The sequence below is a fragment of the Bradyrhizobium sp. 132 genome (assembly GCF_023074185.1).
In the GTDB taxonomy this organism is placed as follows: domain Bacteria; phylum Pseudomonadota; class Alphaproteobacteria; order Rhizobiales; family Xanthobacteraceae; genus Bradyrhizobium.
This window is the reverse complement of record NZ_JADPKY010000097.1, coordinates 81,351-95,142: the sequence shown is the minus strand read 5'-3', so window position 1 is coordinate 95,142 and position 13,792 is coordinate 81,351. Positions and strand designations below refer to the sequence as shown.

The following is a 13,792-nucleotide window of genomic DNA, read 5'->3' as shown; positions in this document are numbered from 1 at the left end:
TGTTCGCTTTATTCGCCGCCGCCGAAGCGGCGCGACCACCAACCGGCGCGACGCGGTGCGGACGATGTTTGACTTTCTGCTTCCGGTGCGGGCTCCGGAGCCGGCGGGGCAACCGGCTCGGCTGCCTGCGCAACCGGTGCCGGCTCACTCGGGCTGCTTGACCCGAAGCTCACTTTTTCCCGAACCGTAGAACGGCGTCGTGCGGCCTTGTCGTCGGCGTGCTCTTCGTCCGCGGCAGCAGGAGCCGGCTCAGGCTGGGCGATCCGTGCCTCGGCGCGCGGCTCTGGCTGGGTGACCTGCGGCTCCGAGGTGTGCTCGGCCTGCGCGATCGAGGGCGCAGCCTCGCCGCCAAAACCGTCGAAATCCGCAACCGCGTCGGTCGCTTCCGACGGCGCATTGGCGGCGAGTTCGTCGCCAATGGAGCCGGCGAGACCTTCCTCGCCAGGACCGCGCCGGCGTCGTCCGCCACGGCGACCACGCCGGCGGCGGCGGTCGGCGCTGGCCTGTTGCTCGCCACGGGCTGCCTGCTCCTCGCCTTCCTCGCCGTCCTGCTCGGCCTCGACTTCCTCTTCGCCTTCGCCGGCCGCTACGGCCGTCTCGGCAACAGCGGGAGCGCCATCCTCGCGCGTCTCCTCGTCGCGCTGGCCACCGCGGCCGCGGCGGCGACGGCGACGCTTGCGGCGCTGGCTGTCCTGCTCGGACGCGGCGTCGCCTGCGGTTTGCTCTTCGACGAGACCTTCGGTCTCCTCGGTCTCGACCTCGGATTCGGTCTCCGGATCGAACTCCTCGTCGTCATAGGCCTCTTCGACCAGGGGCGGCGGGCTTGCGGCCGCCTGCGCCGCCAGCAGAGCCTTGGCCGCTTCCAGCGTATGCACCTGCTCGCCGCGGTCGATGACATAGGCCTGTGGTCCGCTGACGCTCGCGTCGGCGATGACCGACAACGTGACCTTGAAGCCGTTCTCGAGGTCGCGCAGATGGCCGCGCTTGTGGTTCAGCACGTAGAGCGCGACGTCGGTGCGGGTGCGGACCACGAGATTGTGGGTCGCGCCCTTCATCAGAATCTCTTCGAGGCCGCGCAGCAACTGGAGCGCAACCGAGGACACCGAGCGCACATGGCCGGTGCCACCGCAATGCGTGCAGGGATCGGTCGAGGATTCCAGCACGCTGGCGCGGATGCGCTGGCGCGACATCTCGAGCAGGCCGAAATGCGAGATGCGTCCGACCTGGATGCGCGCGCGGTCCTGCCGGAGGCAATCGGACAGCTTGCGTTCGACCGCGCGATTGTTGCGCTTCTCGTCCATGTCGATGAAGTCGATGACGATCAGGCCGGCGAGGTCGCGCAGCCGAAGCTGACGCGCGACCTCTTCGGAGGCCTCGAGATTGGTCTTGAGCGCGGTGTCCTCAATATGATGCTCGCGCGTCGAGCGTCCGGAGTTGACGTCGATCGAAACCAGCGCTTCGGTCTGGTTGATCACGATGTAGCCGCCGGAGCGCAGCTGCACGGTCGGCGAGAACATCGCGTCGAGCTGGCTTTCGACGCCCATGCGCGAGAACAACGGCTGGCCGTCGCGATACTGCCTCACCGCGCTCACATTGGCGGGCATCAGCATCTTCATGAAGTCGCGCGCTTCGCGGTAACCGGATTCACCGGCAACTGAGATCTCGTCGATCTCCTTGTTGTAGAGGTCGCGCAGCGAGCGCTTGATCAGCGAGCCTTCCTCGTAGACGAGGGTGGGGGCCTGCGACTTCAGCGTCATGTCGCGCACCGTCTCCCACATCCGGATCAGGTACTCGAAATCGCGCTTGATCTCGGGCTTGGTGCGGGCGGCACCCGCCGTGCGCAGAATGATTCCCATGCCCTCGGGCACGTCGAGATCCTGCACCACTTCCTTCAGGCGCGAACGGTCCTGCGCGCTGGTGATCTTGCGGCTGATGCCGCCGCCGCGCGCGGTGTTCGGCATCAATACGGCGTAGCGGCCGGCGAGCGAGAGGTAGGTCGTCAGCGCCGCGCCCTTGTTGCCGCGCTCTTCCTTGACGACCTGCACCAGCATCACCTGGCGGCGCTTGATGACTTCCTGGATCTTGTACTGGCGGCGCGGACGGAAGGTGCGCTCCGGCACTTCCTCCAGCACATCGTCGCCGCCGACGGATTCAACGACGTCCTCTTCGGCTTCCTCGTCGTCTTCGTCGTCGTCGTCCTCGCCCGCCGCGTCGGATTCGTGATGCGGAGCCTCGGCGCTCTCGCCGGCGGCGTACACGGCGTCGGCCGGTTCGGCGGCCGACGTTACGGCCTCGGCGAGATTGTCGGCGTGTGCTTCGAAGGCAGCCGCCTGCTGCTCGGCAACGGCCTCGGTGGCGACCACGGGCTCGGCACCGATCGCCGCAACAGGCGCCGGCGTCTCGTCGTCATGATCATGGTCGTGATCATCGTGTTCGCCGTGATGACCATGGTCGTCATGGTCATGGGCGTGATGATCGTCGCCATGAGCATGATGATCGTGGTCGTGATCATGCCCTTCGTGGTCATGATCGTGATGTTCGTGATGATCGTGGCCTTCGTGCTCGCCGTGATGCTCCGCGCCGGCGTGCAGGTGCTCGCCCTCGTGCGAAGCGCCCTCGGGCAGGGCCTCGCCCTGGAGCGGCTGGGCTGCGGGATCGGCGCCTTCGACGACGTCGCTGCGGACGCGTTCGCCCTGGCTCCGGCGGCGGGAGTTGCGGTGGCGCGAGCGTCGGCGGCCGTGGGAACGGTTCTCGCTCTCTTCCTCGGCCTCGCGGTGGGCCTGCTCCTCGGCTTCGATCAGCGCCTGCCGGTCGGCAACCGGGATCTGGTAGTAATCGGGATGGATTTCGCTGAACGCGAGGAAGCCGTGGCGGTTGCCGCCATATTCGATGAAGGCGGCCTGGAGCGAGGGTTCGACCCTCGTGACTTTGGCGAGGTAGATGTTCCCGCGCAGTTGCTTGCGTTGTGCGGTCTCGAAATCAAACTCTTCGACGCGATTGCCGCGGACCACGACGACCCGGGTCTCTTCCGGGTGGGTGGCATCGATCAACATCTTGTTGGGCATGTCTTAACTCTCGGCGGCGGCGGGCGCGATTCACCGTGGGCGCCATCAGCGCTGCCGGGTGACGCGACGGTCCACCTGATTCGGGGGTGAGGGGAAGGCCGAAACGCCGTCTCTCGCGCCTTGCCGAACCGGAAGCCGAAGGACCGAAGCGGCGCGCGGGATTGTTACTCCGCAGCGTCGCGAATGGTCCTTCAGAATTGGTCGGCACAGTCTGGCGCATCAAGCGTCGGCCCGTATGAAACATTGGGCGGCGGGGCCGCCCCTCAATCAGTTGCTGCTGGCCAGGCATGGCGCGAGCGCGCTCGCCTTAGGGTATACGAACCGCTCCCTTGAGATTAAGGGACCGGGTAACGGGTTGCGCCGCTGTCAGAACCGTCCCGGAAACGTGGTGGTAACCGGGGACCGTCCGCCGCCGGGGCTTGCCCCGCCCCACCTCGCTGCCGCGCACCGCGCTGGACTTAGAGGAGAACGGAAAAACGCTGGAATTCCCAAACCTTGAGAGTTCCGGCGCTGCACCGGGAGGCTGAATGCGACACAACCGGAAATATCGGCCGTCAGCATTCCGTACATACGTGGATTGGGTCATCCGTGCAAGGAGCGTCGCACGGCGGTCACAGTCAGCGAGTTTCGCGTGCCCGTCATTAAGGATCGTTTAACCCTGTGGTTCTATTGCGTTAAAGAGGCTGCTCGGAGGCACGGAATCGGTGGCGAGCCGCGCAAATCAAAGGTTTTTGCTGGGATGCGCGCTGCTCTGCGCCGCGGCATTGCCGTGTGCTGATTCCTCGCGCCTGAAGGCGGCGGAAAGCCAGCCCCAATCCTCTGTTGCATCAGCGAATTTCCCAATCGCCTCGGCCGCCCGGCTGGCCGGTGACGGCAAGCAGACTCGCTTTATCCTTGACATCGACCAGACCGTTACCTTCCGCGCCATCACGTTGGCTGACCCGTATCGGGTGGTGGTCGACGTCCCCCAGGTCAATTTTCAACTCCCCGCAGGCACCGGGGCCGGGGGACGCGGACTGGTCAAGGCTTTCCGCTACGGGCTGGTGATGCCCGGCGGCTCGCGAATCGTGTTCGACCTGGCGGGCCCGGCCAAGATCGCCAATTCCTATGTGGTGGAGGCCGCCAACGGTCAACCAGCCCGGCTGGTGCTCGAACTGGAGGAGGTCGATCGCGCCGCCTTCGTGCCGTCGCTCGCTCCGGAAAACCGTCCCGAGCTGCGGCCCGCAATTGCCGATCCGCCGCCCGCAACGGTTCCCGGATCCATCCCCCCTGAGTCAGGGCAGCAGAAGGCCGATGGCCGTGCGGTGGTCGTGATCGATCCCGGCCATGGCGGCCTCGACAACGGCACGCAGTCGAGCGGCGAGAGCGAGAAGAACCTGGTGCTGGCGTTTGGGCTGGCGCTGCGCGAGCGGCTGGAAAAGACCGGCAAATATCGCGTGGTGATGACGCGGGACGACGACACCTTCATCCCGCTTAACGACCGGGTCAAAGTCGCCCGCGCTCTCAAGGCGGCGTTGTTCGTCTCTATCCATGCCGACGCGCTGCCGCGTGCCGAGGGCGATGCGCAGGGCGCCACGATCTACACGCTGTCGGACAAGGCCTCCGACGCCGAGGCGCAGCGGCTGGCGGACGCGGAAAACCGGGCGGACGCCATCGCCGGCTTCAACCTTGCGGAGGAGCCGACCGATGTTGCCGACATCCTGATCGATCTTACCCAGCGGGAAACGCGTACCTTTTCAAGCCGCTTTGCCCGCCTCTTGATGGGCGAAATGAAGTCGACGGTGCGGATGCACAAGCACCCCCTGAAGTCGGCCGGCTTCCGGGTGCTGAAGGCGCCCGATGTGCCGTCGGTGCTGGTCGAGATCGGTTACGTCTCCAACAAGGGCGACCTCGAGCATCTGGTCTCCGAGGGATGGCGGTCGCGCGCCGTGGGCTCGATGGCGCAGGCGATCGACGGGTTCCTGGCCAAGCGCATGGCCATCGCGGGATCGTCAAATTGACGACCCGGGGTCGTCGAATTGAGAGGGGATTTTCCGTCCCGCCGCAAAAGCCCTAGTTTGGCCACAGCGGGCGCTTTATAAAAACGCCGCAGGGGGTTCCGGAATCGGCGAGAATCCCGCTCGGCAAGCGTCTAAGGCCGGTGAATTCGCGACGTGAGGTTGGCGCCAGTTTTGGGTGCCAAGGGGCTGATACTGGGCTGATCCAGAGTTTGAACGGATAAACAGATAATGCGCTTGCTGGTGCGGTTCATGGGCTTCCTGTTCGCCGCGGGAACGGTGTTGTTCCTGGTCGGTGTCGGTGCCGTCGCAGGCCTGATCTGGCATTTCTCCAAGGACTTGCCGGACTACTCTCAGCTCCAGGATTACGAGCCGCCGGTGATGACCCGCGTGCACGCGACCGACGGCTCGCTGCTCGGCGAATACGCCAAGGAGCGGCGGCTTTATCTGCCGATCCAGGCGGTGCCGAAGCTCGTGATCAACGCGTTCCTCGCGGCCGAGGACAAGAATTTCTACGAGCATGGCGGCATCGACTACACCGGCATGGCGCGCGCCGGCGTGGCCTACATCCAGAACTACGGCTCCAACCGCCGTCCGCAGGGCGCTTCCACGATTACCCAGCAGGTCGCCAAGAACTTTCTTCTGACCAACGAGGTCTCCTTTGCCCGCAAGATCAAGGAAGCCTTGCTGGCGATGCGGATCGAGAAGACCTACTCGAAGGACAAGATCCTCGAGCTGTATCTGAATGAGATCTATCTCGGCCTCGGCGCCTACGGCATCGCGGCCGCGTCGCTGGTCTATTTCGACAAGTCGGTGAACGAGCTGACGGTGGCGGAAGCGTCCTATCTCGCGGCGCTGCCGAAGATGCCCGCGACGCTGCATCCGGTTCGCAACCGCGACCGCGCCATCGAGCGCCGCAACTACGTGATCGACCGTCTGCTGGAGAACGGCTGGATCAAGCAGGCCGACGCCGACAAGGCGCGCAAGGAGCCGCTGGCCGTCACCAATCGTTCCAACGGTGCCCACACCTTCGCCGGCGAATATTTCGCAGAGGAAGTCCGCCGCGACATTTTCGAGCGCTACGGCGAGAAGAAGCTGTACGAGGGCGGCCTCTCTGTCCGCACCACGCTCGATCCAAAGATTCAAGTCATGGCGCGCAAGACCATGGTCTCCGGCCTGGTGAACTATGACGAACAGCAGGGCTATCGCGGCGCCATGAGCAAGCTCGATATTTCGGGCGATTGGGGCGTGAAGCTCGCCGAGATCAAATCGCTCTCCGACATCTCGCCATGGCGCATGGCGGTGGTGCTGGAGACCAGCGACCAGTCGGCGCGCATCGGCTTCCAGCCGAGCCGTGAGCTCGGCGGTGCGGTGAGCAAGCAGCGCGAGACCGGCCTCATCACGCTCGACGGCATCAAATGGGCAAAGGCGGCCACCGGGGCTGCGAAGGGCAGGGCGGCGAGCGCGGTGTCGCAGGTGCTCCAGTCCGGCGACGTGATCTATGCCGATCCACTGTACAAGGACGGCCAGCCTGTCGAGGGCCAGTACCGACTGCGTCAGATTCCCGAAGTGTCCGGCGCGATGGTGGTGATGGACCCCTGGACCGGCCGCGTGCTGGCGATGGTCGGCGGCTTCTCGTTCGACCAGAGCCAGTTCAACCGCGCCACGCAGGCCTATCGGCAGCCCGGTTCGTCGTTCAAGCCGATTGTCTATTCGGCCGCGCTCGATAACGGCTATACGCCCTCGACTGTCGTGCTCGACGCGCCCATCGAAATCGACCAGGGCCAGGGCGCCGGCGTCTGGCGGCCTGAAAACTTCTCCTCGGGCAAGTTCCAGGGACCGGTGACATTGCGCAACGCGCTGCGGCAGTCGCTCAACACGGTGACGGTGCGCCTCGCGCAGGACATCGGCATGCCCCTGATCGGCGAATATGCCCGCCGCTTCGGCGTCTATGACGAGCTGCCGAATTATCTGTCCTACGCGCTCGGCGCCGGCGAGACCACGGCGATGCGCATGGTCACGGCCTATTCGATGCTCGCCAATGGCGGCCGCCGGGTGAAGCCGACCCTGATCGACCGCATCCAGGACCGCTATGGCCACACCATCTTCAAGCACGACCAGCGCGAATGCCGTGGCTGCGACGCGCCGGGCGGCTGGAAGAACCAGAACGAGCCGCAGCTGATCGACCGGCGCGAGCAGGTGCTGGATTCCATGACCGCCTATCAAATCACCGAGCTGATGGAAGGTGTGGTCCAGGCCGGTACCGCGACCGTGGTCAAGGCGGTCGGCAAGCCGATCGCCGGAAAGACCGGCACCACCAACGAGGCCAAGGACGCTTGGTTCGTCGGCTTCTCGCCCGACGTCGCCGTCGCGATCTACATGGGCTACGACAAGCCGCGTCCGCTCGGCAAGGGTAACGCCGCGACCGGCGGCCATCTCGCAGCCCCTATCGCGCGCGACTTCCTCCAGCTCGCGCTCGCCGATAAGCCCGCCGTTCCGTTCAAGGTGCCGGCCGGCATCAAGCTGGTGCGCGTCGTCTCCAAGACCGGTATGCGCGCCGGTCCGGGCGAGACCGGCGGAACCATCCTCGAAGCCTTCAAGCCGGGCACTGCACCGCCGGACAACTACTCCGTCATCGGCGTTGCCGACGCCGACGGTCGCATGCCGGCCTCGCAGCAGCAGCAGCCGGATTCCGGCTTCTTCATGCGTCCGGGCACCGGCGGACTGTACTAAGACTTAGGACAAGACGGACGTTCCTCGCGGCGGCGGTTGCGCTTTGCAGCCGCCGCCGCTACATCCCGATCTCAATTACGCGCGGGACCAATTCCGCGAGACCAGAGAACCATATGCGCGCCGAAATCGAACGGTTGGTAGAAGAGATCAAGCAGTCAGTCGGGCTGCTGAGGAGGCATCTTTGACGTCGAGAAATCGACGGCGCGCCTCGCTGAGCTGAACAAGCTCGCAGAAGATCCCAACCTCTGGAACGATCCCCAGAAGGCCCAGAAGCTGATGCAGGAGCGGACCTCGCTTGAGGATTCGCTCTCGGGCATCGGCAAGGTCATGCAGGAGCTCGAAGACGACATCGGCATGATCGAGCTCGGCGAAGCCGAGGGCGATGAGGGCGTCGTCAAGGAAGCCGAAGCTGCGCTGAAGAACCTCAAGAAGGAAGTGGCGCGGCGCGAGCTCGAGGCGCTGCTGTCGGGCGAAGCCGACGGCTTCGATTCCTATCTCGAGGTTCATGCCGGCGCCGGCGGCACCGAGAGCCAGGACTGGGCGCAGATGCTGCTGCGCATGTACACGCGCTGGGCGGAGACCCACGGCTTCAAGGTCGAGGTCATGGAAGAGTCCGACGGCGAAGAGGCCGGCATCAAGTCGGCAACTATCCAGGTCTCCGGCCGCAATGCCTATGGCTGGCTCAAGACCGAGGCCGGCGTGCATCGCCTCGTGCGCATCTCGCCATTCGATTCCAACGCGCGGCGGCACACCTCGTTCTCGTCGGTCGCGGTGTTTCCGGTGATCGACGACAGCATCAAGATCGACATCAAGGAATCCGACGTCCGCGTCGACACCATGCGCTCGGGCGGCGCCGGCGGCCAGCACGTCAACAAGACCGAATCCGCGGTGCGGTTGACGCATATTCCGACCGGCGTTGCGGTGGTCTGTCAGGCCGGCCGCTCCCAGCACAAGAACAAGGCGCAGGCCTGGGACATGTTGCGCGCACGGCTTTACCAGATCGAGCTGAAGAGGCGCGAAGAGAAAGCCGCCGCCGACCAGGCCGCCAAAACCGATATCGGCTGGGGCCACCAGATCCGCTCCTATGTGCTGCAGCCCTACCAGATGGTGAAGGATCTGCGCACGGGTGTGCAGACCTCCGACACCTCCGGCGTGCTCGGCGGCGATCTCGACGACTTCATGGCCGCGACGCTGGCGCAGCGCGCCTTCGGCACCACGGGCGCTGACATCGAGGACGTCGACTGATGCCCCGGATCGCTTTCATCGGGCTTGGACGGATGGGCCACGGCATGGCCGGCCGCTATCTCGATGCCGGTTTTACGGTGACGCTGTGGAATCGCAGCAAGGCGAAGGCGGAAGACCTGATCGCGCGCGGCGCGCTCTGGGCGACCTCGCCTGAGGACGGCGCAATCGATGCGGACGCGGTGGTGACCATGGTCGCCGACGACGAAGCCTCGCGCGCAGTCTGGCTCGGCCCGAAGGGCGCGGCCAAGACCGCGAAGGCCGGTACCATCGCGATCGAATGCTCCACCGTTTCCTATGACCACGCCCGCGAGATGGGCCGCGAGCTCAACGCGCGCGGGCTCATCTATATCGACTGCCCCGTGACGGGGTTGCCGGATGCGGCAGCGAGCGGAAAGCTGACGCTGCTGGTTGGCGCTGACGCTGCCGATCTCGAACGCGCGCGGCCCTATCTCGAACCGATCGGCTCGACCATCCGCCATTTCGGCGCGGTCGGCACCGGCACCGTCTACAAGCTCGTCAATAATCTGATGGGGGCCATCCAGATCGCCGGTCTCGCCGAAGGCCTCGCCATCGCCGAGCAGGCGGGGCTCGACATGAACCTCGTGCTGGAATCGATCCAGGCGGGCGTCGCCGCAAGCCCGCAGGTGCAGCGCCACTCCAAGCGCATGGTCGCCCGCGATTTCAGCGGCGCGACGTTCACGGCGGCGCTGCGGCACAAGGATGCCGCCTACGCCGTCAAGCTCGCCGAGAGCCTGCTGGTCGACAAGCCACTGGTCTCGCGCGCCGCGGTCGAGTCCTACGCGCAGGCAAAAGCTGCGATGCCGGATGACGATGAAGGCAAGATGATCGAGCTGGTGTCGCGGCCGAAGAAGCCGTCATAGCGGATCACATCGACATCGGTAGGCACGTTCGCTCCGTTAGAGCATCGGCTTCGTAAACCGGTGCTTCATCGGAAATCGGGTGGCGCTGTTCGCTGTGCTGTCCTAGGCGGCAAGCTCGGCCGCCGAGATGAGACGCCATGCCCCCAAACGACAACCGGATCGACGCGCGGGACCGGTCGCTGCTCGCGCTGCTCTCGGTCCTCTGGGGCGGCTCGTTCTTCTTCAACGGTGCGGCGTTGCGGGAGTTGCCGCCGCTGACATTGGTGTTTTTGCGTGTCGCGCTGGGCGCGGCCATTCTGCTGCCGCTGCTGCGCGTCCAGGGAATCCGTTTTCCCAAGGGCATGGCGGGCTGGAAGCCGTTCGTTGCGATTGGATTCCTCAATAACGTCATCCCGTTCTCGTTGATCGTGATCGGACAGACTTTCATACCGAGCGGCCTGGCGTCGATCCTGAATGCCACCACGCCGCTGTTCACGGTGATCGTGATGGCGGCGGCAAGCGAAGAGGCCTTACAGCTGCGCCGCGTCGCCGGCGTGGCACTGGGCCTCTCCGGCGTGATCATCCTGCGCGGATGGGGCGTCGAAACACGGGCAGGGCAGGGGCTCGGCATCTTGCTCTGCCTCGGCGGCGCCTTCAGCTATGGCTTTGCGGCGCTGGCGGCGCGGCGGTTGTTGAAGGACGCAGCCCCGCTGGGGACGGCAGCATTTCAGCTGATGGCTTCCACGGTGATGATGGCGATCGTCGCCGGCGCAATGGAGCAGCCATGGCGGTTACCGATGCCGGGCGTGACGATTTGGCTCGCGGTGCTTGGCCTTGCCGGCCTGTCGACGGCGCTCGCCTATATCGTCTTCTTCCAGATCCTGCGTCGCTCGGGCGCGACCAATGTGATGCTGGTGACGCTGCTCATTCCCGTCACCGCCGTTCTTCTGGGATGGCTTGTGCTGGGCGAGCCGATGTCCGCACGCGAGATCGCGGGCGCCATCGTCATCGGCAGCGCGTTGCTGGTGATCGACGGACGCGTTCTAAATCTATTGCGGCGCGTCACGTAAGTTCCGGATCGTCGTTTCACGTCGCGGAAAATCGAAGCGCTTGCCAGCGGCAAGTCCGCTTGCGACACTCCCGGCAAAACAAGACTACAAAATAGGGGAGAGAACGATGCCGGGTCGTCGCGAAAACCTTGTTGCCCTCGCCATTTTTGCTGCCGGAGTGTTGGTCACGACACCGGCGCTGGCGCAGAAGAAATACGATCCCGGCGCCACCGACACCGAAATCAAGCTCGGCAACATCATGCCCTATAGCGGGCCGGCGTCATCCTATGGCGTGATCGGCAAGACCGAGGCCGCGTTCTTCAAGATGGTCAACGACCAGGGCGGCATCAACGGCCGCAAGATCAATTTCATCAGCTATGACGACGCCTATTCGCCGCCGAAGGCGATCGAGCAGGCGCGCAAGCTGGTCGAGAGCGATGAGGTGTTGCTGATCTTCCAGCCGCTTGGCACGCCTTCGAACTCCGCGATCATGAAATATATGAATTCCAAGAAAGTGCCGCAGCTCTTCGTCGCCTCCGGAGGCACCAAGTTCGGCGACCCCAAGAATTTCCCATGGACCATGGGATTCCAGCCGAACTACCAAAGCGAAGGGCGGATCTACGCAAAGTACATCCGCGACAAATTCCCCAACAGCAAGATTGCGGTGTTCTGGCAGAACGACGATGCCGGCAAGGACCAGTTCAAGGGCCTGAAGGATGGGCTTGGCGACAAGGCCAGCATGATCATCGCAGACAAATCCTATGAGGTCAGCGATCCCTCGATCGACTCGCAGATCGTCGCCTTGCATGATTCAGGCGCCGACATCTTCTTCTCCTGGGCTGCGCCCAAAGGCTCCGCGCAGGCGATCCGCAAGGTCGGCGAACTTGGCTGGAAGCCAAAATTCTTCCTGGCCAACACCGCGACCTCGGTCGCCTCGGTGCTCAAGCCGGCCGGGCTCGGCTATTCCAAGGACATCATCTCGACTGTCTATCTCAAGGACCCGACCGATCCGACCTGGGACAAGGATCCCGCGGTGGTCAAATGGCGCGAGTTCATGGACAAATATTATCCTGACGGCGACAAGGCCAATGCCAACAACGTTTACGGCTACGTCCAGGCCGAGGCGATGGCGCAGGTGCTGAAGCAGTGCGGCGACAACCTCACACGTGACAACGTCATGAAGCAGGCCACCAGCCTGAAGGATTTTCACACCGACCTGATGCTGCCCGGCATCCTGGTCAACACCTCGGCCGATGACTATTTCCCGATCGAGCAGATGCAGCTGATGCGCTTCAACGGGCAGGCTTGGGAGTTGTTCGGCGACGTCATCACTGGCGAAGTCGGCCACGAGCGCAGTCAATAGTCAGGGCTGGCGGCCAGAGCTAAGCGCGTGCGCCCAAAGCGAGAAGCGCAGGCCTAGCCGGCGCTCAGCCGCACACCGGCGCGCAAAAACTTCTGCGGATCGACCGCTTCGCCGTCGATACGGGTTTCGTAGTGCAGATGCGGGCCGGTGGACCGTCCCGTCGAGCCGACGAGACCGACGACCTGGCCGATCTTCACGATCTCACCGACCCTGACGTTGATCTCGGAGAGATGGCCGTAGCGGGTCGCAAGTCCATTGCCGTGATCGACCTCGATCATGCGGCCATAGCCGCCGGACCAGCCGGCCGAGACGACCTTGCCGTTGGCGGTGACGCGAACGGGATCGCCGGTTGCGGCGCGAAAGTCGAGCCCGGTGTGCATCGCGGGTCGGCCGAGAAACGGATCGCTGCGCACGCCGAAGCCGGAGGTGAACTCGACCTCGCCGATGACGGGCTTGCGATAGGGCACGAGGGCGAGCGTGCGATTGAGCCGGTCCATCTCGGCGCGAGTGATGTTGATGCGAGAGAGCTGCTTCTCGAACGGCCCTGAACTGGCCGTGAGTTTTACGGGTACGAAAGGCCCGCCCATCGCAGTGCGCGGCACGGCGGCTTCGAGATTTGCGAGGTTCAGGCCGAGATCGCTGACGACGCCGCGCATCCGGCGCATACGTGAATCCATGCCTTCCTCGACGGCGCTGAGCGCCGCCATCTGGCGACGCTCGACCTGGTCAAGCGAGGTCGTGAGCCGAACCACGACGTTGTCGAACCCCTGGTTCTTGGCGAATTGATTGACCGGCGGAGCCGCGAGGGTCGGCGCGCGCGATTCGAGCCGCGCTTCGCGATCCGGCGGCGCCACGAAAATCACGGTGTCGCTGATCGGCGAGGGTTTTGGCGTGCCCTGCGTCGCCTGGCTCGCGTCGCCACGCTGCGGGGTGGACCGGGGAATCGATCCGGTCACGTCGGGCATGGCGCCAAGCGCCGTCGCCCGGGACTCCAGCGCCGTCTGGCGCTTCATGATCTGGTCGAGCTTCTGGTCGAACTGCTCCTGGTCGAGCAGCTGCCGGCTGGTGGTGCGGTCGACCTTGGCGCGCAGCTCGGTGATGCGGTCCTCATAGGCGTATTGCATCTCGGCTTGCCGGGCGATCAGCCGGGTGAGGACGTCGTCGCGGAAGGCGAAATAGGTCGCGGTTGCGGCCGACCAGAGCCCGAGCAGCACGACGGTGCCGACCACGATCCAGAACACCACAGGCCCCAGGCGAACCTGCTTGCCGTGATGTACGATGGTGTAGGCGTCATCGGTGTCCGGAAGGGGAATCGCGGCTGCCGCCGTCGCGGCAGGACGGCGGTTGAAAGACCGTCCGTGGTCGTGCGGGTGATGTTGGGTGTACTGCGAATATTGGGCAGAACTTTTCGACATCGGCACTCCCGCGCCGGTCGGATGAGTCCGTACGGCTTAATTGCCGCAGCAATCTGGGCCGGTCA

Annotated in this window: 8 protein-coding genes; 6 read left to right on the top strand and 2 right to left on the bottom strand. The window is 64.8% G+C overall.

Annotated features, from left to right (window positions below):
- Positions 1–8: 8 nt before the first annotated feature.
- Positions 9–3,065, bottom strand: coding sequence for a ribonuclease E/G (locus IVA74_RS19155; RefSeq protein WP_247347179.1), 3,057 nt, complete (start codon positions 3,063–3,065; stop codon positions 9–11).
- 704 nt (positions 3,066–3,769) lie between these two features.
- Here IVA74_RS19155 and IVA74_RS19150 point away from each other — a divergent pair.
- From IVA74_RS19150 to IVA74_RS19125, 6 genes are all read left to right on the top strand, one after another.
- Positions 3,770–5,065, top strand: a complete 1,296-nt coding sequence (locus IVA74_RS19150; RefSeq protein WP_247347177.1) for an N-acetylmuramoyl-L-alanine amidase — start codon at positions 3,770–3,772, stop codon at positions 5,063–5,065.
- Between the two features lie 228 nt (positions 5,066–5,293).
- The gene (locus IVA74_RS19145) at positions 5,294–7,795 is read left to right on the top strand and encodes a penicillin-binding protein 1A (protein ID WP_247347175.1); all 2,502 of its coding nucleotides are present in this window, start codon (positions 5,294–5,296) and stop codon (positions 7,793–7,795) included.
- A gap of 113 nt (positions 7,796–7,908) precedes the next feature.
- Positions 7,909–9,040, top strand: a protein-coding gene (gene prfB, locus IVA74_RS19140; RefSeq protein ID WP_247347172.1) for a peptide chain release factor 2 whose coding sequence is annotated in 2 segments (ribosomal slippage) — positions 7,909–7,977 and positions 7,979–9,040 — 1,131 coding nt in all. Because the reading frame shifts where the segments join, the coding sequence is not laid out codon by codon here.
- Positions 9,040–9,921 carry an NAD(P)-dependent oxidoreductase gene (locus IVA74_RS19135; protein ID WP_247347170.1) on the top strand — a complete coding sequence of 294 codons (882 nt, stop codon included), beginning with the start codon at positions 9,040–9,042 and terminating at the stop codon, positions 9,919–9,921. Before prfB ends, IVA74_RS19135 begins: the two co-directional genes overlap by 1 nt.
- Positions 9,922–10,058: 137 nt before the next feature.
- A complete protein-coding gene (locus IVA74_RS19130) occupies positions 10,059–10,970 on the top strand; it encodes a DMT family transporter (RefSeq protein WP_247347168.1) in 912 nt (303 codons plus the stop codon).
- A 106-nt stretch (positions 10,971–11,076) separates the two neighbouring features.
- Positions 11,077–12,312 carry an ABC transporter substrate-binding protein gene (locus IVA74_RS19125; RefSeq protein WP_247347166.1) on the top strand — a complete coding sequence of 412 codons (1,236 nt, stop codon included), beginning with the start codon at positions 11,077–11,079 and terminating at the stop codon, positions 12,310–12,312.
- Between the two features lie 53 nt (positions 12,313–12,365).
- On the opposite strand, the gene IVA74_RS19120 is transcribed toward IVA74_RS19125, so the two are convergent.
- A complete protein-coding gene (locus IVA74_RS19120) occupies positions 12,366–13,727 on the bottom strand; it encodes a M23 family metallopeptidase (protein ID WP_247347163.1) in 1,362 nt (453 codons plus the stop codon).
- Between the last annotated feature and the right edge of the window lie 65 nt (positions 13,728–13,792).